General features: G+C 58.2%; 20 protein-coding genes. 5 read left to right on the top strand and 15 right to left on the bottom strand.

All coding sequences use genetic code 11. The annotated features are described in order from the left end of the window. Positions 1-7: 7 nt before the first annotated feature. The 4 genes from GSQ80_RS18735 to GSQ80_RS18720 all read right to left on the bottom strand — a co-directional run bounded on the left by GSQ80_RS18735 (position 8) and on the right by GSQ80_RS18720 (position 3,940). A complete protein-coding gene (locus tag GSQ80_RS18735) occupies positions 8-1,018 on the bottom strand; it encodes an ABC transporter ATP-binding protein (RefSeq protein ID WP_158789171.1) in 1,011 nt (336 codons plus the stop codon). Next, positions 1,003-1,863 (bottom strand): ABC transporter permease, encoded by an 861-nt coding sequence (locus tag GSQ80_RS18730; protein ID WP_158789170.1) that lies wholly within the window; start codon positions 1,861-1,863, stop codon positions 1,003-1,005. Before GSQ80_RS18730 ends, GSQ80_RS18735 begins: the two co-directional genes overlap by 16 nt. Before the next feature lie 6 nt (positions 1,864-1,869). Then, positions 1,870-2,916, bottom strand: coding sequence for a putative urea ABC transporter substrate-binding protein (locus tag GSQ80_RS18725; RefSeq protein WP_254059765.1), 1,047 nt, complete (start codon positions 2,914-2,916; stop codon positions 1,870-1,872). Between the two features lie 238 nt (positions 2,917-3,154). Then, on the bottom strand, positions 3,155-3,940 hold the full coding sequence (locus tag GSQ80_RS18720) for a glutathione peroxidase (protein WP_254059764.1): 786 nt from the start codon (positions 3,938-3,940) through the stop codon (positions 3,155-3,157). 317 nt (positions 3,941-4,257) lie between these two features. Here GSQ80_RS18720 and GSQ80_RS18715 point away from each other — a divergent pair, with 317 nt between their 5' ends. The 5 genes from GSQ80_RS18715 to atzF all read left to right on the top strand — a co-directional run bounded on the left by GSQ80_RS18715 (position 4,258) and on the right by atzF (position 12,198). Beyond that, entirely contained in the window at positions 4,258-5,289 is a 1,032-nt protein-coding gene (locus GSQ80_RS18715) for a hypothetical protein (protein ID WP_158789168.1), read from the top strand. A gap of 78 nt (positions 5,290-5,367) precedes the next feature. Next, positions 5,368-6,081 carry an urea amidolyase associated protein UAAP1 gene (locus GSQ80_RS18710; RefSeq protein WP_158789167.1) on the top strand — a complete coding sequence of 238 codons (714 nt, stop codon included), beginning with the start codon at positions 5,368-5,370 and terminating at the stop codon, positions 6,079-6,081. Positions 6,082-6,101: 20 nt separating this feature from the next. Beyond that, a complete protein-coding gene (locus GSQ80_RS18705) occupies positions 6,102-6,791 on the top strand; it encodes an urea amidolyase associated protein UAAP2 (RefSeq protein WP_158789166.1) in 690 nt (229 codons plus the stop codon). After that, complete coding sequence (gene uca / locus GSQ80_RS18700; RefSeq protein WP_158789165.1) at positions 6,784-10,380, top strand: urea carboxylase; 3,597 nt, start codon at positions 6,784-6,786, stop codon at positions 10,378-10,380. The genes GSQ80_RS18705 and uca overlap by 8 nt, the downstream gene beginning before the upstream one ends. A 6-nt stretch (positions 10,381-10,386) precedes the next feature. Next, complete coding sequence (gene atzF / locus GSQ80_RS18695) at positions 10,387-12,198, top strand: allophanate hydrolase (protein ID WP_158789164.1); 1,812 nt, start codon at positions 10,387-10,389, stop codon at positions 12,196-12,198. Positions 12,199-12,339: 141 nt separating this feature from the next. Here the strand turns inward: atzF and GSQ80_RS18690 are convergent, their stop codons facing one another. The 11 genes from GSQ80_RS18690 to GSQ80_RS18640 form a co-directional block, all read right to left on the bottom strand. After that, a complete protein-coding gene (locus GSQ80_RS18690) occupies positions 12,340-12,870 on the bottom strand; it encodes a hypothetical protein (RefSeq protein WP_254059763.1) in 531 nt (176 codons plus the stop codon). Positions 12,871-13,157: 287 nt separating this feature from the next. Next, positions 13,158-13,880: a hypothetical protein gene (locus tag GSQ80_RS18685; RefSeq protein WP_158789163.1), complete on the bottom strand. Its 723-nt coding sequence runs from the start codon at positions 13,878-13,880 to the stop codon at positions 13,158-13,160. Beyond that, positions 13,880-15,493, bottom strand: a complete 1,614-nt coding sequence (locus GSQ80_RS18680) for a hypothetical protein (RefSeq protein WP_254059762.1) — start codon at positions 15,491-15,493, stop codon at positions 13,880-13,882. Before GSQ80_RS18680 ends, GSQ80_RS18685 begins: the two co-directional genes overlap by 1 nt. Then, a complete protein-coding gene (locus GSQ80_RS18675; RefSeq protein ID WP_158789162.1) occupies positions 15,474-17,303 on the bottom strand; it encodes an ATP-binding protein in 1,830 nt (609 codons plus the stop codon). Before GSQ80_RS18675 ends, GSQ80_RS18680 begins: the two co-directional genes overlap by 20 nt. Before the next feature lie 37 nt (positions 17,304-17,340). Next, complete coding sequence (locus tag GSQ80_RS18670; RefSeq protein ID WP_158789161.1) at positions 17,341-18,060, bottom strand: response regulator transcription factor; 720 nt, start codon at positions 18,058-18,060, stop codon at positions 17,341-17,343. A gap of 132 nt (positions 18,061-18,192) precedes the next feature. Further along, positions 18,193-19,476, bottom strand: a complete 1,284-nt coding sequence (locus GSQ80_RS18665) for an O-antigen ligase (RefSeq protein ID WP_158789160.1) — start codon at positions 19,474-19,476, stop codon at positions 18,193-18,195. 33 nt (positions 19,477-19,509) lie between these two features. Further along, positions 19,510-19,980, bottom strand: coding sequence for a c-type cytochrome (locus tag GSQ80_RS18660; protein ID WP_158789159.1), 471 nt, complete (start codon positions 19,978-19,980; stop codon positions 19,510-19,512). Between the two features lie 2 nt (positions 19,981-19,982). Next, the gene (locus tag GSQ80_RS18655; RefSeq protein ID WP_158789158.1) at positions 19,983-20,348 is read right to left on the bottom strand and encodes a cupredoxin domain-containing protein; all 366 of its coding nucleotides are present in this window, start codon (positions 20,346-20,348) and stop codon (positions 19,983-19,985) included. A gap of 140 nt (positions 20,349-20,488) precedes the next feature. Beyond that, positions 20,489-21,394: a WecB/TagA/CpsF family glycosyltransferase gene (locus tag GSQ80_RS18650; protein ID WP_158789157.1), complete on the bottom strand. Its 906-nt coding sequence runs from the start codon at positions 21,392-21,394 to the stop codon at positions 20,489-20,491. Continuing rightward, positions 21,391-22,857: an exopolysaccharide biosynthesis polyprenyl glycosylphosphotransferase gene (locus GSQ80_RS18645; protein ID WP_158789156.1), complete on the bottom strand. Its 1,467-nt coding sequence runs from the start codon at positions 22,855-22,857 to the stop codon at positions 21,391-21,393. Before GSQ80_RS18645 ends, GSQ80_RS18650 begins: the two co-directional genes overlap by 4 nt. Then, positions 22,844-24,079 (bottom strand): glycosyltransferase family 1 protein, encoded by a 1,236-nt coding sequence (locus GSQ80_RS18640; protein WP_254059773.1) that lies wholly within the window; start codon positions 24,077-24,079, stop codon positions 22,844-22,846. The genes GSQ80_RS18645 and GSQ80_RS18640 overlap by 14 nt, the downstream gene beginning before the upstream one ends. Positions 24,080-24,084: the final 5 nt, after the last annotated feature.

The raw sequence follows: 24,084 nt of genomic DNA, 5'->3' as shown, positions 1-24,084 counted from the left end.
ATCCTCGTCACTGTCTCACCCCATCTTCGGGAGACACACGTACCGGCTCCACTCGGCCCAACTCTTCACCCCAAGCATCTGATGCCGTCCGCCGCTCGCCAGGAGCCGTCAGCCTCTGTCCACATGAAACGGCTTCGACATGCTCCACAAGGTCCAGAAACTCCTGCCCATGCGTGCGCAACGTCATACCGCCTTCAGCCAGCTTCATATCCAACGTCACGCGCGAGCCGCAAGCGTCGTCTTTACTTTCACGCGCCAGCACAATCAAGCGCGTACCTAGGAACAGCGCCTCCGCCGTGTTATGCGTAACGAACACCACCGTCGGCCGCGTCTCGCTCCACACCGAACGCAACAGCCGCTGCAAACTGGACCGTGTCGACGGATCCAGCGCACTGAACGCCTCATCCATCAGCAGGACCCGATTCTTCATCATCAGCGCCTGCGCAATCGCGACCCGCTGCTGCATGCCGCCCGAAAGCTGATAAGGATACTTCCCGGCATCCGAAGCCTGCAGTCCCATGTGCGTAATCTGCCGGAACGCCTCTGCCTTTACCGCGCGCCGCGCCTCCCAATAGCTCGGCCGCAGCCTTCCAAGAATATGGAACTTCGAGGTCAGCGGCCCCATCATCAAGTTGTCGAGCACCGACCGATCCGGAAACAGCGAGTAGCGCTGCGGAACATATCCCGACCGCGCATCCACCCGCTCCACCCGCGATCCTGCCACCGAAATCTGCCCCGCCGTCGGCCGCTCCTGCCCCAGCAGCATTCGCAGCAGCGTGCTCTTGCCGCAGCCCGTCTCTCCCAGCAAAACGACAAACTCTCCCTCTTCAATCTCGAGCGAAATATTCTCCAGCACGCACCGCCGCGCCGAACGCTCAAGCGCATAGGAAACCGAAACATCCTCAATCGAAATCGACTTCGCCGCTTGCACCTTTGCCTTTGCCGCGGCCCGCGTCGCCTGCTCACCGATCAGGTGCAGGCCAGCCGTCATCTCGGGCGTACTCATGCCTGAAACCATGGATGCAGCCTCCTGTTGATGACGCGCAGCGAAAAATCAATCAGAAACAGCAGCAGCGCAACCCAAAGCACGTACGGCAAAATCACATCCATCCCCATGTGCCGCCGCATAATCGCGATCCGATAAGCCAGCCCATCCGACGCGGCAATCATCTCGCCTGCAAACAAAAACAGCATCATCGGTTTCAGATTCAGCCGCAGACTATTGATCACCTGCGGCAATACCTGCCGAAACACCACGCGGTACGCCACATCGAAGTTATTCGCATCCAGCGTAAACGCCTTCACGATCTGTTCCTGCGGCACCGCCTTCACCATCTGCGTCACATCCAGAATCATCGTCGGCGCCACGCCAATCACAATCAGCGCAATCTTCGACCACTGATCGATCCCAAACGCAATAAACAAAATCGGCAGCAGCGACAGCGCAACAATCTTGTCGAAGAAAAGAAAAAATCGCAGAAATCCCGCACCAAACCACGGAAACAATCCGATGTGCACCGCCAGCACCACAAAGGGAATCAGCAGCGCCAGGCTGATGAAGAAACGCCCCCCGCTCGAAGCCGTGTCCTTCCAGATCATCGAGTGCCGCAGCCGCTCCCACGTCGACGCACTCTCGGCCGGAATATAGTCGTCCTCCTCCGCCGGCTCCAGCACCGCCGACCGGATCCCCGCAACCAACTGGTGCCCGCTCGGCACCACCCGATCCTCCGCATTCTCTTTGTGCCGCTCAACCGACGTATGCATGTACAGCCCAATGCACACCACGAACAATACGCAGGAAAGCGCCTGCGCCAACAGCCGGTTGGGTCGGGCCTGGATGTCGAATGGCGAAAGATTCGTCATAGAGTGCTACAGCTTTCCTTGTTCTGCCGCCTGCATATAAGCGGAGTTGAAACGCAACCGCACACGCGCCTTATTTCCCTGCACCGTACCATTCGGATAAGCGATCGCAACGTCATCAACGGAGTGAATTCCCTGCCCCAGCAATCCATGCTTGAAGCAGAACAGCCGAACCAGGTCCATCTTCTGCTGCACCTCCGGCCCATCCGTAAAATCAACCGCCGACTTCGGCGAAACAAACAGCGCCGTCGTCTTCAACTGCTCCTTATACGACTCAACCGAATCACCCGACGCCGCGGCCGAGTACTTCAGCGCATTCGCCTGTCCCGCCGCTACCTGCTGAATCGTCTCGTACCACGCGCCCGTAAGTGCCCTAGCAAACTTCTGCCCGTTCGGCGTATTCAGAACCTCGCTCCGAACCACCATCAGGTCCATAATCTCGCCAGGAATCTTCGACGAATCGAAGATCGAATGCACGCTCTTATCCGCCACGATCTGGCTCACCAGCGGCTTCCACGTCACCACAGCCTCGTTCGACTTGTTGTTCAAAAATGCCGCCACAATATCCGAGTCCGAGGTGTTGATCAAGTGCAGCTTGCCCAACTGTGCCTGCTGTCCGTTCAACACCATCCCGCGCTCCAGCAGATACTCAGAAACCGTCTTCTGCACCAGCATGACCGGCTTGCTAGGCAGTGTTTGGAACGTCAGGTTATCCCGCACCAGCACCGCATCGTTACCGTTGCTATAGTCGCCCACGATGATGGCCGTCGAATCCACGCCCGCAGCCGCCGGCATATCCAGCGCCTCCATATTCGTCATCGCGCAAGCATCAATATTCTTCGCCACAAACGAATCCAGCGACGCTGCATAGTCGAACCGCTGGACCTTGATCGCAATCCCGTATTTATCCGCCCACTTCTTCAAGATCCCCGACTTCTGCATGTAGAAGTAAGGATTCCATCCCGCATAGACCGACCACCCAACCGTAAAGGTCGGTGCCTGCGCGCTTGCTGTCGCTGCATCTGAAAAACCAACCAGCAGCGCAAGGCTGCACAATAACGAGAAAGTTCCGAGCCGCTTCGATTGCATAGACACCTGGGTCTTTAAGGGTTACGTTTGCGCTTGCCCGCTCTCTACATGCTGCAGGCATTGCTTGTTGGGTGAGCTCGCAAAACCGTTTAGAGTGAAATCCAAGATCGGCTTACGACTGAAGTTTAACTCGAACAGTTACAATTCCGGCCTGCATTTGAAGTTGCAATCGACAGCATAGAAAGATGCCATAACGGCCTCTGACTCAGTCATCATCGTCATCGTCATCCGCAGGTTTCGCGCCAGGCTTTCCTTCTGCCTTCTTCGGCTTATAAGTCCCTGCCAGCACCTTGTCGATCGTCGACTTCATCTCCGCCGAATCCGGCGTCACATCCGGGTCAAGTCGTGCCAACACGTTGCCCTTTGTATCGATGATGAACTTGGTGTAATTCCAGTGCACCGGACCGCCGGGAGGTGCACTCTTGCTCTTAGTAAGATAGCCATACAGCGGCAGTTCCTCGTCCCCCGTAATCTTCGAAACAGCCATCACCGGAAAGTCGACTTTGGCCTCCGCATAAGCCTTCTGAATCTCAGCCGACGTCCCCGGCTCCGCCAGCCCAAACTGATTCGAGGGCACGCCGATCACCACCAGGCCCTTATCCTTGTACTCATCGTTCAGCTTGATCAGCGCCGCCAACTGCTCACCATAAGCCGACTTCCGGCCCAGATTCACGATCAGGATGTATTTACCCTTGAAGCTCGAAACCGGCACATCCTTCCCATCCGCGCCCGGCAGCGTGAAGTCGTAGGCGTTCTTGTCCGCCCTGTCGCCCTTCGCCTTTTCTGCGTCCGGCGGAGCCGCCCCCTTCTTGCCCGCGGCGTGTGCGCCCTGTCCTTTGTCCGTTGCGTTCACCGCTGGCTGCAGTCCATGCCCCGGAACCGCGAGCAACGCGCTCGCGAACAATGCGGAGGCCAGACTGCCCCAACGAAAGTACCCGGAGAAAGTCACGAAGGAACACCTGGCAGGCTCAGCCGACTTCACTTCAAACACTCGATAACTCCTGTAGAACGGTGCATCCGCGCTCGTTATGGATGCCGGAGCTTCGGAAGGTTCAATCCCCCCGGCGTGAAGGTCCGTCTCATCAATCTGTGGGTTTCCGTCATACTAAGCCCCCCGCCCGCGTAATTCCAATCCCTATCGCCAACGAGAATGGACTGTATAGAAACTTTCTATAGATAGATCCTTTCTATCGCCCACATTCAACTCTTCAATCTTGCTGCCCCGCGAACCCGTTTGCTCTACCATCGGACTCAACAGCTCAACCTCCACTCCCTAATCCAACCCTCCCGTTCGAGGATTCAAAAGACATGCCCGTTCAGAACCATCCCCGAGTCGCCGTGTGCTTCGCGCTCCTGCTCTCCGCAACCCTGCTTCCGTCATCCCTCGCAGCCCAGGAGACCGCCACAGCCCCCGCGCCGCCCCCCGCTAACAGATCCCACATCGTTCGCACCGGCGTAAACACACCCGGCGTCTCGCGCTCCATCGCGGACATCAAAAAGGACGCAGTCTTCACCCCCCCAGGCAGTCCGGACTGGTCCGTCGTCACAGCCGACTCCCTCTGGGTCACCACCGGCCGCGACAGCCACATCGTCCAACTCCTCGCCGCGACCAATACCATCGGCAAAGTCCTTCCCGTCAAAGACCCGTGCTCCGGCCTAGCCAGCGCCTTCGGCTCGCTCTGGTCTCCCAGCTGCGGCGACCATGTCCTCACCCGCTTCGATCCCGCCGACGGCAAAATCATCGCCCAAATCCCCGCCGACTCCGCCAACTCCGAAGGCGGCATCACCGTCGGTGCCGGCTCCATCTGGCTCGTCACCAAGCCCTCCACGCTCGTCCGCATCGATCCCACCAAGAACGCCGTCATCGCCTCCATCCCCCTGCCGTCAGGCTCAGAGAATCCTCTCTTCAGCGACGGCTTCGTCTGGATCTCCTCCTACGAACACGACCAGCTCCTCAAGGTTGATCCCAACTCCGCATCGGTAGTCGCCACCATCCCCATCGGCCCCAAGCCACGCTTCCTCACCACCGGCGCAGGCTCCATCTGGACCCTCAACCAAGGCGACGGCACGATCTCCCGCGTCGACGAGAAGACCAGCAAGCTCATCGCCAATATCGCCTGCGGCATCCCTGGTTTCGGCGGCGAGATCACCTTCGGCGCAGGCCACGTCTGGGCCACCATGTTCGACTTCCCCATCACCGAAATCGATCCCGCTACCAATAAGGTCGTCAAGCAATGGGGAGGCCCCGGCGGCGACGGCCTCCGTTTCGGCCTCGGCTCCCTCTGGCTCTCGAACGGTCGCCAGGGCACCGTCTGGCGCCTCTCGCCCGATCAGCCGTAAGCAGTACACAGTAATCCAAGCCGCACGCGATAAGCTATCAACACGCCGCAACACTAGCACGGAAACGGATGGCCTTTTTTGAACTCTTCAGTCTTATGGGAGGAAGCTCTCCCAGGATCGTCTACCTGGTCGCACATCCTCAAACGCGGAACAGCTCTGCGTCTCGAAGCGGTTGAGGACAACTGCAATGTTGGCGCCCTCCTGCTCAACGCCGACAACTTCTCCGAGCGCCTCAACCTCCCCGACACTCTCAAGGCCCAACACATCGCCCGCCTCACCACCGGCGCCGTCCTTTACTCGGACATGGCCCGCATCCTCTGCTCCATCACGGACGACACCCTCGGCTGGCACGACCCGCTAGGTGGCTGTTCCGACCGCACGCTCGTCGAAAAAAGGTACGGCGTCTCCACCTACCAGCAGGCGCGCAACGACTGGCACCAGAACGCCCTCGACGGCTTTCTCATCGAGCTCGAAAAATACGGCCTCAACAGCCGCGACCTCATGATGAACATCAACTTCTTTTCCAAGGTAGAAGTCCACGACGATGGCAGCATGCACTTCATCCCCAACCACGCCAAGGCCGGCAGCGCCGTCGAACTCCGCGCCGAGATGAACACCCTCGTCATCCTCAACACCTGCCAACACCCCATGGATCCCGACCCCGTCTACGCCCAGCGCCCCGTCAAACTCACGCTAAAGACAGTGGCAGCGCCCGGCCCCGACGACCCCTGCCGCACCTTCCGTCCCGAAAACGCCCGCGGCTTCACCCTGACCGAACGCTACTTCCTCTAAACTCCGAGAACCTCTTCGCCATGCCAGAAAAAATCATCAAGACCAGCCCGCGCCTACCCGAAGACGCCATCGTCTCCGTCACAGTCGACGCCGGCGATCCCTTCGTTCACGAGATCCGCGCTGGCCAATACGTCCGCATCGTCGACCTCGAAGGCAACCAGGCCGTCGACACGCTCTTCTACAACGCCCGCAACTACGCCGACCGCTACAGCGCGCAAGACACCATCCGCGAGCAGCAGAACATCTATCTCACCACCGGCACAAAACTCATCTCCACCGAGCGCAACGTCCTCCTCACCATCGTCGCCGACACCTGCGGCCGCCACGACACGCTAGGCGGCGCCTGCTCCTGCGAGAGCAACATGGTTCGCTACGCCATCGAGAAGCGCAGCATGCACGCCTGCCGACAAACCTTCCTCAAAGGCGCGATGGACTGGTCGCAACACACCCGCCACTCGCTCGACAAGCGCGACCTCACCGCCAACATCAACTTCTTCATGAACGTCCCCGTCACCCCCGCCGGCCAGCTCACCTTCGCCGACGGCGTCTCCGACGCAGGCAAATACGTCGAGCTCCGCGCCGAGATGGACACCCTCATCGCCATCTCCAACTGCCCGCAGCTCAACAACCCCTGCAACGCCTACAACCCCACACCCATCCAGGTCCTCATCTGGGAAGCCGAAAAATCCGACAAGAGCATTCATGTTTAAGAAAGTCCTGATCGCCAATCGCGGCGCCATCGCCTGCCGCATCGAACGCACGCTCAAGCGCATGGGAGTTGGGTCCATCGCCGTCTATTCCACCGCCGACAAAAATTCGCTCCAGGTCCTCAACGCCGACGAAGCCATCCTCATCGGCGAAGCCCCCGCCGCGCAAAGCTATCTTTCCTTCGACGCCATCTTCGCCGCAGCCGCCGAAACCGGCGCCGAGGCCATCCATCCCGGCTACGGATTCCTCAGCGAAAATGTAGACTTCGCTCGCGCCTGCGCCGCCCGAGGCATCGCCTTCATCGGCCCCGCGCCAGAGCACATCGAAGCCTTCGCCCTCAAGCACACCGCCCGCGCCACCGCCCAGGCCTGCAACGTCCCGCTCCTCCCCGGCACCGGTCTCCTCGCCGACCTCGACGACGCTCTCACCAAAGCCAACGCCCTCACCTACCCGGTCATGCTCAAGAGCTCCGGCGGCGGCGGCGGCATCGGCATGCGTGTCTGCCACTCAGCCGAACAGCTAGCCGAAGCCTACGACTCCGTCCTTCGCCTTTCCCGCGCCAACTTCGGCGACTCCGGCGTCTACCTCGAAAAATACGTAGCTCGCGCCCGCCACATCGAAGTCCAGATCTTCGGCGACGGCAAAGGCAACGTCCTCGCTCTCGGCGAACGCGACTGCTCCGCGCAGCGCCGCCATCAGAAAGTCCTCGAAGAAACGCCAGCCCCCGGCCTCACCGCCGAAACACGCGAACGCCTCAAAGCCGCCGCGACCCTCCTAACAAAATCCGTCAACTACGCCTCCGCCGGCACAGTCGAATTCATCTACGACGACGACACCCAGCAGTTCTACTTCCTCGAAGTCAACACCCGCCTCCAGGTTGAGCACGGCGTCACAGAAGAAGTCACCGGCATCGATCTCGTCGAGTGGATGATCCTGCAAGCCGCCCGCGAAATGCCGCCGCTCTCCAGCTTCAACATCCAACCCCACGGCGCGTCCATCGAAGCCCGCGTCTACGCCGAAGACCCCGCCAACAACTTCCAGCCGACGCCCGGCAAGCTCACGCTCGTCACCTTCCCCCCGCCAGAAATCGCGCGCGTAGAAACCTGGATCGAATCCGGCACCACCATCACTTCCTTCTACGATCCCATGATCGCGAAGATTATCGTCCACGGCAAAGACCGCACCGAAGCCCTCGCCAAACTGTCCACCGCGCTCAATGCCGCCGCCATCGACGGCACCGAAACCAACCTCCGCTACCTCCGCGAAATCATCACCACGCCCGAGTTCGTCTCCGGCAAAATCACCACCTCCTTCCTCGGCACCTTCCCCTTCGCCCGCCACGCCATCGAATTCCTCGAAGGCGGCACGCAAACCACGCTGCAGGACTACCCCGGCCGCATCGGCTACTGGAACGTCGGCGTCCCACCCTCCGGCCCGATGGACCACCTCTCCTTCCGCATCGCGAACCGCCTCGTCGGCAACGCCGAAAACGCCTCGGCCATCGAGTTCGCCACCATGGGCGGCCGCCTCAAATTCCACGCCGACGCCCTCATCGCTCTCACCGGCGCGGACATGACCGCGAAGCTCGACGGCAAGCTGGTCCCGCGCTGGCAAGCCATCGAAGTCAAAGCCAACAGCATCCTCTCGCTCGGCGCAGCCGCCAAAGAAGGCATCCGCACCTACCTAGCCGTGCGCGGCAGCTTCGACACGCAACCCTTCCTCGGCAGCCGCAGCACCTTCGTCCTCGGAATGTTTGGCGGACATGCTGGTCGAGCCCTGCGTGCAGGCGACGTCCTCCACTTCGGCCAGCAAGATCTCGCCCTCGAAACCCTCGCAACCCTGCCCGCCGACCACATTCCCGAGCTCACCCACACCTGGACCGTTGGCGTGCTCTTCGGCCCCCACACCGCACCCGAGTTCTTCACCGAAGAAGACATCGCCATGCTCTTCGCGACGCAATGGAAGATCCATTACCAGAGCGATCGCACCGGCGTCCGACTCATCGGTCCCAAGCCAAAATGGGCTCGCCCCGATGGCGGCGAAGCCGGCCTCCACCCCTCTAACATTCACGACAACGCTTACGCCATCGGCACCATCGACTTCACCGGCGACATGCCCATCCTCCTCGGCCCCGACGGCCCCTCGCTAGGCGGCTTCGTCTGCCCCGCCACCATCGTCCAGGCCGAACTCTGGAAGCTAGGCCAACTCAAAGCCGGCGACCTCGTCCAGTTCAAACGCATCACGCTAGCCGAAGCCGAAGCCATGGAGCGCGAGCAAGACCTCTTCCTCCGCGACTTCACCGCCGCTCCACCAGCACTCCCCGAAATCTCGACACCCGAGCCCGCCATCCTCAAACGTATCGCCGACCGCGATCCCTCCATGACCCTCCGCGCCGACGGCGACAAGTATCTCCTCGTCGAATACGGCAAGCTCGAACTCGACCTCAACCTCCGCTTCCGCGTCCACATCCTCGAGCAGCGCCTCCGCGAATCCAACGTCCCCGGCATCATCGACATCACGCCCGGCGTTCGCTCCCTCCACATCCACTACGACAGCCGCATCCTTCCGCGCCAGCAACTCATCGATACGCTCTCCGAACTCGACCGCACCATGCCGCCGCTCACGGACATCACCGTCCCCTCCCGCATCGTGCACCTCCCACTCTCCTGGGACGACCCGCAAGCCAAACTCGCCCAGCAGAAATACATGCAAGCCGTCCGCCCCGACGCGCCCTGGTGTCCTTCCAACATCGAGTTCATTCGCCGCATCAACGGCCTCGACTCCATCGAAGACGTCCACCGCATCGTCTTCGAAGCCAGCTATCTCGTCCTCGGCCTGGGCGACGTCTACCTCGGCGCGCCGGTAGCCACACCCGTCGATCCGCGCCATCGTCTCGTCACCACTAAGTACAACCCCGCCCGCACCTGGACACCCGAAAACGCCGTCGGCATCGGCGGCGCCTACATGTGCGTCTACGGGATGGAAGGCCCCGGCGGCTACCAGCTTGTCGGCCGCACCATTCAAGTGTGGAACGCCTGGAAGTCCACGCCTGCCTTCGCTCCTGGCATCCCCTGGTCCCTCCGTTTCTTCGACCAGATCCGCTTCTACCCAGTCTCCGCCGACGAACTCCTCCAGGCTCGCGAACTCTTCCCCCACGGCGGCTACCCTCTCCGCGTTGAAGACACCACCTTCTCACTAGCCGAGTACCAGCGCTTCCTAGACTCCATCGCCCCCGAAGCCGCCGCCTTCAAGTCGCACCAGAAAGCCTCCTTCGACGCCGAGCGCGAACGCTGGCGCGAAGCCGGCCTCCTCACCGTAGCCGAGCCCCCCGAGCCGCCGCAGGAGACCGCCGCCGCGACAGTAGCCGAAGGCTGCGAAGGCGTCTCCTCCCCCCTCACCGCCAGCATCTTCCAAATCCTCGTCAAGCCCGGCCAAACCGTAACCGCCGACGAAAAAATCATCGTCCTCGACGCCATGAAAACCGAGATCGCCGTCCTCTCCCACACCAACGGCATCGTCGAACAAATCCACTGCGAACTAGGCGCCATCGTCAACGCCGGCCAACTAGTAGTCTCCATCCGCCCCACCTAGGAACCCATGGACATCACCACCCTCCAACAGGCCTACGCCTCCGGCACCACCCTCTCCTCCGTCATCTCGAACATCTACGCCCGCATCGAAGCCGAAGGCCTTCACCCAGTCTGGATCTCCCTCGTCCCAACAGATCGTGCCTTCCAACGCGCAGCCGAGCTAGACGCCCTCTCGCCCGAAGACCGCGTTAAGCTCCCTCTCTTCGGCATCCCCTTCGCCGTCAAGGACAACATCGACGCAGCCGGTCTCCCCACCACCGTCGGCTGCCCCGCCTACGCCTTCATGCCAACCGAATCCGCCACCGTCGTCACTCGCCTCGAAGCCGCCGGCGCCATTCTCATCGGCAAGACCAACATGGATCAATTCGCCACCGGCCTCGTCGGAACGCGCACACCCTACGGCATCTGCTCCAGCGTCTTCAACCGCGAGTACATCTCCGGCGGCTCAAGCGCGGGCTCCGCCGTAGCCGTAGCCAGCGGCCTCGTCACCTTCGCACTCGGCACCGACACGGCCGGCTCCGGACGAGTCCCCGCAATGTTCAACAACCTCATCGGCCTCAAGCCAACCCGCGGTGTCCTCAGCACCAAGGGCGTCTTCCCCGCCTGCCGCACCCTCGACTGCGTCTCTATCTTCGCTGAAACCTCCCTCGACGCCTCCCTAGTCCTCACCGCCGCCCGCGCCTTCGACCCCGCCGACCCCTACTCCCGCATCCCGGCCATCGGCGCTCAAGCCACACCCTGGTCCGCCGCCACCTCCTTCCGCTTCGGCGTCCCCGCCGCCTCCACCCTCAACTTCTTCGGCGACACCCACAATCCCGCCCTCTTCCAATCCGCCGTCGACAAGCTAATCTCCCTAGGCGGCGAACCCGTAGAAATAGATCTAGCTCCATTTCTAGCCGCCGCTCAACTCCTCTACAAAGGTCCCTGGGTAGCCGAGCGCTACGCCGCCATTGCCCCCTTCCTCCAGCAGCACGCCAACGAAATGGATCCCACCGTCGCCACCATCATCTCTGGCGCCACCAACTACTCTGCCGTCGACGCCTTCAACGCCGCCTACAAGCTGGAAGACCTCCGCGCCAAAACCAAGCCCGTCTGGCAGACCATCGACGTCCTCGTCCTCCCCACCACGCCCCGCAGCTACACCATCGCCGAAGTCACTGCCGACCCCATCCAGCTCAACAGCAACCTCGGCACCTACACCAACTTCGTCAATCTCCTCGACCTCTCCGCCATCGCGGTTCCCACCGCCTTCCGCCCCGACGCCCTACCCTTCGGCGTCAGCCTCATCGCGCCCGCCTTCCACGACGCCGGCCTCCTCACCCTCGCCGACCGCCTCCACCGCGCCGCGGACGCCACCACGACCCTCGGCGGCACCAACCGCAAGCTAGCCGACACCAAACCCCTACCCGCAACCATCCCCCCCGCCGGCACCCTCCTAATGGCCGTCGTAGGCGCCCATCTCTCCGGCCAGCCACTAAACTGGCAACTCACCCAGCGCAACGGCCGCCTCCTCCGCACCTGCCGAACCCATCCCGACTACAAATTCTTCGCACTCAAAGGCACCATCCCCCCTAAGCCCGGCCTCGTCCACATCCCCGGCTACGAAGGCCCAGGCATCGAAGTCGAAATCTGGGCACTCCCCGAAGACACCGTCGGCAGCTTCGTCGAAGGCGTTCCCCCACCGCTCTGTATCGGCACGCTCAGGCTCGAAGACGGCTCCCAGGTCAAAGGCTTCCTCGCCGAACCAGCCGGAATCGAAAACGCCACCGAGATCACCCACTTCGGAGGCTGGCGAAAGTACCTTCAATCGCTCAAATGACGACCGAGCTTCACGAGGCAGCCACTTCAAGGTCGGGGATGACTCAACCGGAACTCGAAGAGTGCGGCCGGACGCAGGGCATCACTCCAGAATTCCAAGGGGGTTCTGTGAAATGCTCTTCTTCAACGATTTGTTGCGAGCTTAGTTGCCGGTATCCACCACGGGAATATTTCCTGCCAACTGCAAGTTAATCAAAAGATCGAGGCGGCGGTCGATCTGATACCACAGCGCGGTCTTCTTTGCGGAGATGACCTTCTCAAAAATCGGCACATATTTCGTGCGAGCGGCCGTAAAGCGCTGGTCAATAGCCGCCGATCTCTGTATGAAGAGATTCGCCTGAGCATCGGTCATCGTGTCGTAGTTCACCGCATAATCTTTAATGAGCGTCACGCGTGAATCGCCGATTTTGGCAACTTCAGCTGCATACTGGTCATATATTGGCCAGAACTTGGTGGCTTCATCCGCGGTCAAGTTCATATTCTCCGCTGTGATCGCTTTCTTTGATGATTGGACGTCAGCTCGCAGCATCTTGACGTCTTGGTCAAGACTTGCCGTGGATGGCGCGCCCGCTCCGGACGAGTTCTGCGTCGCCGTTTGAGCAACTATCGGTTTGCTAACGACGGACATTGCGCCAAGCAACGCTAGAACTATCAGGGTCTTTTGGTTCTGCATTTTCAGTTCTCCTATTCGGATGTTGGTTCTTGTGCATGCATTTGCGGCGTCAGTGTCAACACGCGCCGCGCTAAAGGTCATAGAATTTGTTCGGTTTTCATGCCCGCAACCGATTCGCACGTCAGCATGGAAACCTACACTCACAAACAATACGTTGCTGCGCCATTGCCGTGAACTGTAAGAACTAACAGGGCCACGGTGAATCGGCTAGGACTTGCCGATTCACTGGGCTCCGGCTGTATGCATCTGGAAATTAAGAGATGACTCTCCCTGGAGATTCGGGAATCTTAGTGATCATAGGGAGACTTGGGATGCGAGTCGTATTCGTTTCCGAACTTATTCGTGTGGCCTGCGGGCCTGTTCGGTTTCGTCGGAATAATCAGCGTACCCATATCGACGACTCCCGTGGACAGATGCACAAACCGAGTCATGCCATCGACAACGGATGAAGGCAAGCCCTCAATCCAGAGATGCAACTTGTAATCGCCTGGGGGCACATTACGGAGTTCGAAAGAATCTTGGGGATCCGCCATGGCAAATAGAGGCGTGGGGAGGGCAAGCACCACCGCACTCATCTCAGGATGAATGTTGCAGAAAATGTAGGAGACGCCCGCTCGAGAGAACGTAACTGATTTGCTCGAGCCCGCCTCATAAAGTCCAAGGTCAAATCGCTTGCCATCGTAGAGCGAGAAGACGTTGTGAAAGAACGGGTCGGCGTTGGGAAACTGAACGACTGCGCCGATCGGAATGACCTGCAAATGCGGGAGGAACATGCGATTCTTCTGCGTCAACGTGTAGGTCTCGTGCTGGACGAACGGTGGGACAATCGTCCCCGCCAGCGGTTCTAGCCACGCAACAGCGGGTACTGCGCGATATTTTCCAGGTTGTGCGAAGGCGATGTGCAGGCGTAATTGAGCCGCGGAGCCAGGCGGTGGACGATCTTGCGACCGTAGCGTGTCCGACGCCAGGAGGGCGACAAAGATCGCAAGGGCGATGCGCATGTTTTTCATTAGAACTTGTACCCAGCGGCGATGCCGATAATGTTGCTCTCAGCCGGAGCACCAATGACCGGTATGCTTTCGATGTGTCGGTACTCTAGAGAAAAGAGGAGATACGCGACTGGGCTATAGATCACATTACCCGTGTAGGTTTGGCTTCTTGCCAAATTCTGATACATGGTTCCACCCGGAACATAGTAGGGGCGCAGTTGACTTGCGAACACGTTATCCAGTCCGAAGGCTGCGTTGAATTCCAATCGTTCGGTAAGCTTCTCCTTCAGTTGCGCCCATCCCCCTACATCGTCGTATGGGCGGAAATAGTACTTGGATGACTCCGCGTCGACTTGAAAGCCGAAATCTTTGTAGGCTCCTCCTCCGAGACCGCCCAGCGCCGCCCCACGATAAAAGGCTCCCGTGAATTGCAGCCGACCCGGCAAGAGGAGCTTGGTATCGACCGTGGTTGCCCAAGCGTCGAACCGGGTGCCGGCCGGACTTAGGTGGGGCGCGAAATACCCACCCACACCGACGTGGCTCCCTTCTTCCAGATTCGAGCCAAGCAAAGCGATGCGAGCTTCCTCTCCAGGCCAGCGGCTCTGTTCCGCGGCGGTGGGGATAACCGTTGACATCGCGGCAGAGGCGGATACCGTGGACACCGGCGCATCGCCGACATCGATCAAGGCACCCTGCAAGCGAACCTCATGAGTGCTCGCAAACCGAATGTCCTGAGTAACCCCGACCTGAGGATTCCACGTCCATAAGTTTCCAGACCAGGCAAGCGCTGGCTCGGCGACAGCCGTCAACGACGTCGGTGCGTCCGGACTAAAGATGGGACGATCGAGGGAAAAGTAAGCGTCTGTATTTTGCCATTGCAGGCCCGCGTGAGCGGTTCTCAGACGCACAATCGCGACACTCGTGTTGTAGTAGCCGGCGTAGATGGTAGTCGGAGCATTATTCGTTGGGCTGCCGTCGAAATCGACTCTCAGGTCGGCATAGCTGCGTGCACCGAAGAGGTGCGGCCCGCGCGCATCAAAGCCGAGAATCGACTGCTGTACCGACGCCCCTGTGCTTCCGGTGCCATAGAGAGCCAACGTCGGCGTCGCCGCTATATTCACCTGCCGCGTATTGACGAAGCCGTTGAACAGCAATAACCCGGTGATCTTCACCGGATACTTTGACTCACTTTCGACCTTGGTCTGGTCGAGGGTCGCGATTTGAGATTCCTGCATGTCCTGCCGCTCTCGAAGGTCGGCTATCGCGGCCGGCTTAGCTGGGGAGACGACCTGTGGCAAAGAAACCGATGATGATGTCGCAGCTGGAGCGGTTGATGCCGGAAGGGTCACTGCAGATCCCGCCTGTGCCATCTGGCTCTGCAGTGCGGCCAGTTGTTGGCGCAGCTCGTCCAGCTGATGCTGCGATTGTTCGAGTTGGCTTTGTGCCTTTGCCATCGCCTCAGTCAATTTTTGAATCTGCTCCGGAACGCTCTCTTGATTCGCGGGTTGGGTCGACTGTGCGAGCAACCAAGGTCCGGAATAGCCGCAAACGAAGATCAGCACCGACAACATGGGCCATAAATTCCGAAGCGGCATCATGGGTTGCTGTTTTGCTTTAGGCTTGTAAATTTTCATGTTGGTGAACCTCGTCGTGAGGGCCCGTTGCTGACATGGTCAGTGCATTTGGTGTTTGAATCTCCCGCGCTACTGTCATTTGAAATATCGTTTCGCCTGGAATACTGCTCAGCAGAACGACCTCTCCTCCATGTTCTACGGCGATGCAATGAGCTAATGTAAGCCCGAGGCCCGTTCCCTTCTGTTTCCCTTCGCTCACAAATGGTTCAAAAAGACTGGTGCGAATGCTTTCCGGGATGCCATCGCCGTTGTCTATGACACTGACGGTCATGTGCTCCTGATGGACTTCCAGCGTCATCACGATTCTGGCCTCCTTTCCAGTCGTGCGAACAGCCTGGCAAGCGTTGAGGAGAAGGTTGCAGACCGCGCGTTCAATCTGTTTTCCGTCGACGACGACGGCCGTCTCCGTAGGCTCGCCGAGACGAGTCACCAGCGAAACGCCTTCGGCATCGGGATGCGCTCGAACCACAGCGGCCGCTCGTTCCAGCAATATTGCCATGAGTTCGGGCGACCTTCTCACGCTTGCACCTGTACGGCTGAAGATCAGCAGTGATTCGATCATGTCGGTCGTGCCATGCACCGCCGCGCGAACGTCCGCAAAGATCTCTGCTCGTTCAGTTTCTGATAGCCGGCCGGATGCAAGAAACTCCGAATTGGCGTATATCGCAGCGAGATAGTGACGCAAGTCATGAGAGACCGAGCTTGCCATCCGTCCGATGGTCGCAAGTCGTTCGGATTCCAGCAATGCCCGATTTTTTTGCTTGATTTCGTTAATCATTCCGGCGAATGCGGTGCTTAGCTGTCTTACCTCCTGGGTACCATATCGCGGTATTCGGTATGGGTCGTTGCCGCTGCCAAATGCAATGACGCTCCTCGAAAGCTCTTCGAGTGGACGAGTCAGGAGGTGCGAAAGAGCAATCATCAGAACAGTACCTGAGAGAAGCGCGAGGAAGCCTGCACTTAACACCATTCGGTTGATTCGGTTGATCGAACGCTCTGCCGGTTCGAAGGATTTCAGGACCACCAGCTTCAGCGGAGATGTGGCAGCCGCGGTGAGATCCTCCGTTGCGGCGAGATACCGAATGCTTCCGAAATTCACGGTAGACGGCGCCTGGGGTGTGCCTGAAAACAATCCTGGCTGCATCCTGAGGCTCGTCTGGCCGGATTGGCTCAGTGTACTTGCCACGACTTGCCCCTCACTGAGAAAGGTTGCTTCCACGCCGGTCGGCTGGCTGATCTGCCGCACAGTTCGTTCAATCGATATACCGCTGATGACATACCCGAGCAGGGTGCCGTCCTCATCACTACCAAAGTACAACGGACGCACAGAACAGACGTACAGCCCCTGCCCATCGATGAGATAGCGTTTTTGGGGAGAAGCCAGTAGCGTCTTCAATCCTTGGCGGATAGTGGCATCCACTGGCGTGCCCTTGGTATAGACGGCCACTACCCGGCCGTCCGGATAGGCGAGCGCAAACAGATCGTTTCCGCTAAGCTGCCAGAATTCCGTGGCTCCGTTCTGGATGGTGAGCTCATCCCCACTCGTCATCAGCGCTTTCAACGTGGGCAGCTCCGCAAGAAGTGAACTCTCGCGATCCAATGCGCTTACTCGCTCGGCCTGCAGGTCTTGAAATGTGATGACAGAATGATCGAGATCCTGAGACAGATCGTCGGTAACCTGCGCACGGAGGCGATGACGGATGAGCAACAGGCACCCGCATGTGACGATTGCGATGACAAGCGCCATAGCGACAACCAGCAGGACATGCGTTCGTATCCCGTGCTTCCCGCGAGTGCTGGTTATCTCCATACTGTCCTCATCATCCCGCCATCGACCGACGTTAAGATTATGGGACAAATTTGTAGCCTGCGCCGTAAATCGTCAGCAGATGTTTGGGGTTGGCGGGATCCGGTTCCAGCTTCTGGCGGAGCTTCAGGATCTGGTTGTCCACGGTGCGCGTGGTCGGATACGAGCTATATCCCCACACTTCGTTGAGGAGCACCTCTCGTGTAAGTACCCGCTCAAGATTATCGGTGAAGAACTTCAGTAGCTTGAACTCGTGCGCAGTCAGGACTACGGGAACTCCCTTACGCCGCGCATTCATACTCTTGAAATCGATCTCACAGTCCCCAAAACGATAGATGGAGGCTCCCACAGGTCTACGTTGTCTCCGAATTGCTGCCTGAACGCGAGCTGTGAGCTCTCGTGGGCTGAAGGGCTTCGTAACATAATCGTCAGCACCCAACTCAAGCAGCAGCACTTTGTCGACAACCTCGCTGATTGCACTCAGCACGATGATTGGCGTCTCGCTGGAAAGATTCTTAAAGGCCTGGCAAAGGTCGCGCCCGGAAATTCGCGGAAGAATAAGATCCAGAACGACGGCGAGAGGATGTTCGCTACGAAATAAATCAAGCCCGGTTTGGCCATCACCCGCAACGACAACCGCGTACTGCTCCTCGATAAAAATCCTGCGCAAGACCTTCTGCATGCGAGGGTCGTCCTCAATGATAAGGATCGTGCCTAGAGTTGCCGACGGCGTTGTATCGAGCTCAATTCGTTCTTCCATTACATTCATATCCGCGATCATCGTTCAAGACCTCCATTCTATTCTCGTGGAAGTGACTTGGTATTTTCCATCGAAGAGCTTAGAAATGACATTCGGATGACAATTGCGTTCGCACGAGGCGCCAGATTCCCCCTATAAGTTCGAGGCAAGAACTTGGGGCGTGGTGGCTCTGGTGAATTGTCCTCGAGGATTCCCAGCCGGCTGTGCGTCCCTTAGAGCCTGACTGTTCTCAATCAGCATGCTGATCATGACGATCGCCCATAAGGGAAACGAGAGGTCGAACGGTTCTGTATCCGTCAGCCCACGTACCAGAACAAAGAGCAGAAGAGAAAGCCAGAAAGTTCTCATGGAAGGCGAGGAAACCCGTCGAACCTGTGCGTAAAAGCTCCCGTAGAGACCGCCCAGCATACAAACCCCAACTATGCCATACGCGTAGAACTGTTGGATGAGCTCGTTGTGTGCATGCCTCGCTTCGAAATCTCCAAAGGGCGGAATCACATTCCACACTGCGTGGAAACCATGGCCGATCCATGGCTGTTGAACCGCCTCACTTAAAATGACGGTCCAAATGCCGATGCGGCCGGTAAGGGTCTCGGGACTGTTTCCGGCATTCGTATAAATGTCGAAGTAAGACGTGAGAAGACCTGAAAATGCGGCTACTGTCGCTATGCCGGCGAAGATAAGCATAACCTTCGTTCTGCGGCGTATGGATCTGTCTTTCATCAGCAGAAATGACTCCGCGATAAGAAACGCGACGATGGATGTTTTGCTGAGACTTCGCAGCAGTGTTACGGCAAGAATGAACGTCGCCGGAACCCACTTCCCAAGTTTCTCGCGCATCAGGTACTGCACAAAGAATAAAGCGAATGCGCAAAGATATCCGATCTGGTTGGGTCCAAGTAGTTCCTCATCACCCAGGCGAAGGTCCGACTGGGCCGGTAGTAGCCAGGCAATGATTGCAACCACGCACGCACCGACGACGTAGCCCTTCATGAGACTGGTGGCAACCTCTTTCACCGGACCCATACGAAGTAAAAGGACGACCATCCCAACGTCCGCCGCCATTGCACACCAATAAACGATGGCAGCTGGCATCGACGCCGTGGCACTCCAAAACAGGCTCATGCAGGAAATACACAAAAAAATGAATACCCAACGCGCACTTGTGAGCCGCAGCACCCTTGCGCCCTCCGGGTCAGCCGCTCCGATTGTTTGAAAGGCGACGAGCGCGAGTAGAAGGAAATTCAGTGCGAGACTGATTTCAACGCCGGCCTGCTCGCTAGTTCCGAGAAGCCGCACGGAAAGTAGCATGATGAAAACCCTGAAGGAGAAGAAGGACCCCACAAGAACCGACAGCCCGGTCGCGGCTGGGATTCTGATTCGCTGCTTCTCTGTTGGGCTGCCGCGCATGCTCATTTACGCCTCGCGTAAGCGAATCACTCAGTGGTTTCAGTGGTTATAGATGTCCGGCGCACCTTGACTGCCCGCAGGTGGAAGTCGTCGCAGGTAAACAATAATGGACCAGAGTTCGTCGTCGCTCAAAGTTCCCTTCGACCCAGGCATACCGGACGGACTGATTCCGTTGTCCAATATCCATTTGAGCTGGCCGTCGGTGTAGCTCTGCACTTCCTTAGAGTTCAACAGCGGAATCGGCGGTGAGATGTGATCGGCAAAGGGAACACCCGTGTTTTGACCATCCATCCCGTGACAAGCAACACAATAATGGGAGAAAGCCTCCTTGCCATCGGCCCAGGTGTTGGCGTCCGATGGCAACGGGTTCGTTTGGCCTTTATTTCCTACGAAGATGTGATGTTTAGCGAAGGTCATGGTCTTCGCCTCGACCTTACCCGGAGGATTTGCCTTACAGCCGACCATCCCCAGCACAAGAATCGCCGAAGTGAATGTCAGGAGCCGGTGCATCTCTACTCCACCACGTGCAGTGTGAGCATCATGCTGCCGTGACCGGAACCGCAGAAGACAGAGCAGTGCCCGACGAAGTCTCCAACCTTATCCGGTGTGAACTGCACTTCCTTTGTGCCATTCGCACCAACCTTGATATCTACATTTAACTCGCGAAAGCGGAGTCCGTGCGCGGCGTCCGTGCTTTTCAAAACCAGAACGACCGGTTGACCCTTTTTCAAAGTGATCTCTCCGGGCTCAAATGCAAAGCGTTTCGCTGTTACTTCGATTCTGCGAGGCGCATCCTGGGCCTCAGCCAGATACGCCGGGAAGAGGCCCGCAGCCAAAATCCCAACCAAAATTCCCCGTCTCATAAAGCTTGTTTTCATTACATCTCCTTTAGGTCTGCGCTCCCAATCCGAGTGGTGCATTCCGGCGACTCACCCCGCAGCACCAACCGTATTGGTCGGTCACATCTACCCTACCTAGTCGAACGGTGGCGGCTTGTCATACCCGCGTTAGCAGATTGTCACGATCTTGTTCTTACTATTCGTTGCGTCTGTTTGCCTGACGTGGGGTATCGTTTGAGCTTGGATAGCTGCAATGCAATTTTCCAGAGGAACGCGGGATTGTTTTTCAAATACCGTTTCCAGAGGCGCCTTGGATCCTGGAGGAGGCGGTGAAACCACTGCAAGCCTGCGCTTTTGATCCAGTCAGAGCAATCGTTGATACGCCCGGTGTGGTAGTCGAATGCCGCACCCACGCCCACCAGGAGCGGCACCTGAAGGCGATCGATATAACGTGCCATGAATCGCTCCTGCTTTGGAGTGCTGAGGCCGACCCAGAGAATGTGCGGTCGCGACGTTTGCAACTGACCGAAGATATCTTCTTCCTCTTCACTCGTGAGGTTTCTAAACGGGGGCGTATACGTGCCAACGATTTGCAAACCCGGAAATGTGTTTTCGAGCTTCTCTTTTAGGAGCTCCGCAACCCCGGGTTCGCCACCATATAGAAAGTTTCGATAGTTTCGCTCAATCGAAAGCTGGCATAAGGACGCCATAAGATCCGGACCAAACACCCGATCCATCTTGCTGAATCCCTGCAGTCGCCCGACCCACGACATCGGCATCCCGTCTGGCGTGTTGATGAATGCGTGATTGAGTATGTGCTGGAATTCCGGATCCGACTGGGCTTCCATGACTCCATGCACACCAGTGACGCAGATGTATCCTCGATTCTCCGCGGATATCCATCGATCAGCCATCTCGACTGCCCGGTCAAGATCGATAGCCGAAACATTGACTCCCAAGACGTTTGCGTACTCCTGAAAGAAGTCCGAGACAGGCACAATCGGGATTTCATCGTATTGGCGAACGGGTATGCGGGCTACTCCAAGCGATGATCCAGGCTTTGGAAGTTCAACCGGCCTCGTCATACTCCGGCACCCATCGCGAAAAGTAGAGTGTGCAGTAGGATAGCGACGTCCATAAAGACCGTGCGGTTCCGAATGTAGTAGAGGTCATACTCAATGTTTTCGTGAATGGGCAACGCTCTGTCAACGCTCAGTTGCCACAAGCCGGTGATTCCCGGAGCCACCTGAAGCCTTCGCCGATGCTGGTCGTTGTAGCGCTCGACGATGAACGGCATCTCCGGCCGCGGCCCCACCAGCGACATGTTCCCCAGAAACACGTTGAGCAACTGGGGCAGCTCGTCCAGGCTAGTCCGCCTGAGAAATCGTCCCAGCCCGGTGATCCGAGGATCGCTCGATTCAGTCGGAGAGACATCGTATCTCGGGGTTCCTGTATACATTGAGCGGAACTTGTAGATATTGAAAAGCTCACCATTCTTCCCCGCTCTCTTCTGTACAAAGAGTGCGGGGCCTGGCGACCCTAGTCGAATCATCAGCGCAACCAAGAGAAGGAAAGGGCCAAGCAATATCAACAGCAGTGACGACACAACAATATCCATAGCACGCTTGATGAACAGGTAGGGCCACTGGGAACTCGGCTCCGAGGGAGCAGCTACTTGCCACCCATCCACTTCAATGGATGCCTCCCGGCTCCTGTCCTGCGGCAAAATCCGGGACATCAGGGCAACTGGCGTTTCCGCCTGATTCGCGGCATGCATCACTTCAGTGATGTCTTCCGAGCACGCTGGCGGCATCACTACGATCAGTAAGCTGCAACCGAGAGATTTCAGAAGAGCCGGAGTGACCGGTCCGCGTTCTACTGGAACCGAGTGACTGCGCCGATAACCCAGTTCGAACATAGAACTGCCGGCGCGCGCAGACATGTCCCCAATTACGCCTACCGGACGGAACCCTAGTCGGGGTGAATAAAACAGCGTCGACACAACGTGCTTCCCGGTCTCTCCCGCACCATAAACAACCACGCGTTCGATGCCGCATCCTCTTGCATGCAGGATTCGCAAGATCGAGGAAAACGTCTGCTTTTGCACGATCAGCAGGATCGGAGTCAGTCCGAGCGCTATGAGAATTGCGGACCGCGGGAAGTCGAGCCTAAATAGAAACGTCATGAACAAGACAAGAAAAAGTGTCTGGACGGAGGTCCGGAAGGCGCGTTCGGTTTCCCGAATGCGCAGCAGGCTCGCGTCAACCTCCGATGCCCTCATCCTTTGCAGCAGAAGCACGGCGAAGATCCCTTGAAGAATGCCGACGGCGACAACCTGGCGGATCGGGCATTGAACATGTGCGCCGAAATATAACTGGAGAAAGTATGCCCCGATCGCAGCGATCGCGCAGGTAAGAAAGTCCGCAGACAGCTCCGACAGAATCATTGCTCTGCGGAATGACTCCCGCGAAAGAGCTGGCCGTCGCACTTGGATGTCTTCTAGAGCATCCGCATAAAGACTTGGAACCTGCGACTCAGATGCAGCCATGTACCCCCCCTTGCTCCACAGCTCCAGAGGACAGGTTCGAGTCTGATGACTGTGTTCCCGGCGCCGCCGTGCTGAACCGCACATTGCGTTTCACGTTCGGCAGAGACCTTCGAGATGACAGCAGTTGGCGATAAAATTTCAAATACTCAAGCGCAAGAACCTCAGCCGACAGATGAGGAAGCAAAACGGGCTCCTTCCGCGGCTCTTGAATAGTTGCTTCGATTGCTTTGGCAAGCGCGTCTTCTTCATCGGTCCCCAATGCAACGTAGTCACAATGTGTTCCGCCTATCTCACGAAGGGATGCAATATCAGAGCAAAGAACACGACACCCCACCAGGAGAGCTTCAGCAACAGGTAGACCAAAACCTTCGGCTTTTGATGGAACGACAACCGCTTCGCAACGCGTGTAACACCACTGCAATTCCGGTTCGGACAAACCTCGAAGCAGAACAACCCGGGCAGCTAATCCAAGATCCGATATCCGCTGTTGAATGCCCGGCGTCTCTGGACCCTCAATACCAACCACCACCAGCTTCATGCTTGGACGGATAGACTTTGCAAGGGTCAGACGCTGGAAAGCTTCCAGGAGTAGAACAATATTCTTGTTTCGGCGATGCTGCGCTACGCAGAGCAGAAATGATTCACCCGACCAGTCTGGGATCGGCGATCGTACAATCCTCTGCGGTTCTGGCTCGACACAGTTGTAGATTCGTAAAGCTTTTTCATACGTAGAAGCCGGTACGTACTGTCGCAGGCATGACATCGTCGTATCCGAGACGCAGGCGATAGCATCTACACTTCTGAGGCACTGTTTCAGGATGAGGCGGTTAACGATGACCTGAGGAAATCGGAAATTTTCAGGGATCTCATAAGGATAGAGATCATGCAGGGTCAGCACCGTGGGACAGCCGAACGTTCCGGCATCGATGGGCACAGGGTACGAAAGGTGAACAAGATCGGGTTGAAGCCGGGCGACCAGCGATGGCAGCTTTCGGTAGTACCAGAAATTTCGACTCAGCGAAGCTTCCTTCATATCTGCGACATGGGTGGTCAGGCGGACGTCACGGTGAAGGCCGGCGGTTCGCACGAGCTGCGTTTGCCATGGAGCCACCACGAGGTCCACTCTGCAAATTTCTGGCCGGCGGAGGAGGCACCGGACCAGGTTGAAGGCGTGGCGCTGGATCCCGGAGATCTCCGAGGAGAAAGAAGCCGCAGTGACCATGATTT

Origin of the sequence: Granulicella sp. L46, assembly GCF_009765785.1 — a bacterium.
Lineage (GTDB): Bacteria > Acidobacteriota > Terriglobia > Terriglobales > Acidobacteriaceae > Granulicella.
The sequence above is the reverse complement of the archived record's forward strand: the minus strand, read 5'-3'. Positions and strand labels throughout refer to the sequence as shown.

What these genes read in the sequence shown, in the direction of transcription:
- GSQ80_RS18735 (WP_158789171.1), bottom strand. Translation starts at nt 1,018, where the DNA reads ATGGTTTCAGGCATGAGTACGCCCGAGATGACGGCTGGCCTGCACCTG.
- GSQ80_RS18730 (WP_158789170.1), bottom strand. Translation starts at nt 1,863, where the DNA reads ATGACGAATCTTTCGCCATTCGACATCCAGGCCCGACCCAACCGGCTG.
- GSQ80_RS18715 (WP_158789168.1), top strand. Translation starts at nt 4,258, where the DNA reads ATGCCCGTTCAGAACCATCCCCGAGTCGCCGTGTGCTTCGCGCTCCTG.
- GSQ80_RS18705 (WP_158789166.1), top strand. Translation starts at nt 6,102, where the DNA reads ATGCCAGAAAAAATCATCAAGACCAGCCCGCGCCTACCCGAAGACGCC.
- uca (WP_158789165.1), top strand. Translation starts at nt 6,784, where the DNA reads ATGTTTAAGAAAGTCCTGATCGCCAATCGCGGCGCCATCGCCTGCCGC.
- atzF (WP_158789164.1), top strand. Translation starts at nt 10,387, where the DNA reads ATGGACATCACCACCCTCCAACAGGCCTACGCCTCCGGCACCACCCTC.
- GSQ80_RS18690 (WP_254059763.1), bottom strand. Translation starts at nt 12,870, where the DNA reads ATGCAGAACCAAAAGACCCTGATAGTTCTAGCGTTGCTTGGCGCAATG.
- GSQ80_RS18685 (WP_158789163.1), bottom strand. Translation starts at nt 13,880, where the DNA reads ATGAAAAACATGCGCATCGCCCTTGCGATCTTTGTCGCCCTCCTGGCG.
- GSQ80_RS18680 (WP_254059762.1), bottom strand. Translation starts at nt 15,493, where the DNA reads ATGAAAATTTACAAGCCTAAAGCAAAACAGCAACCCATGATGCCGCTT.
- GSQ80_RS18675 (WP_158789162.1), bottom strand. Translation starts at nt 17,303, where the DNA reads ATGGAGATAACCAGCACTCGCGGGAAGCACGGGATACGAACGCATGTC.
- GSQ80_RS18670 (WP_158789161.1), bottom strand. Translation starts at nt 18,060, where the DNA reads ATGGAAGAACGAATTGAGCTCGATACAACGCCGTCGGCAACTCTAGGC.
- GSQ80_RS18665 (WP_158789160.1), bottom strand. Translation starts at nt 19,476, where the DNA reads ATGAGCATGCGCGGCAGCCCAACAGAGAAGCAGCGAATCAGAATCCCA.
- GSQ80_RS18660 (WP_158789159.1), bottom strand. Translation starts at nt 19,980, where the DNA reads ATGCACCGGCTCCTGACATTCACTTCGGCGATTCTTGTGCTGGGGATG.
- GSQ80_RS18655 (WP_158789158.1), bottom strand. Translation starts at nt 20,348, where the DNA reads ATGAAAACAAGCTTTATGAGACGGGGAATTTTGGTTGGGATTTTGGCT.
- GSQ80_RS18650 (WP_158789157.1), bottom strand. Translation starts at nt 21,394, where the DNA reads ATGACGAGGCCGGTTGAACTTCCAAAGCCTGGATCATCGCTTGGAGTA.
- GSQ80_RS18645 (WP_158789156.1), bottom strand. Translation starts at nt 22,857, where the DNA reads ATGGCTGCATCTGAGTCGCAGGTTCCAAGTCTTTATGCGGATGCTCTA.
- GSQ80_RS18640 (WP_254059773.1), bottom strand. Translation starts at nt 24,079, where the DNA reads ATGGTCACTGCGGCTTCTTTCTCCTCGGAGATCTCCGGGATCCAGCGC.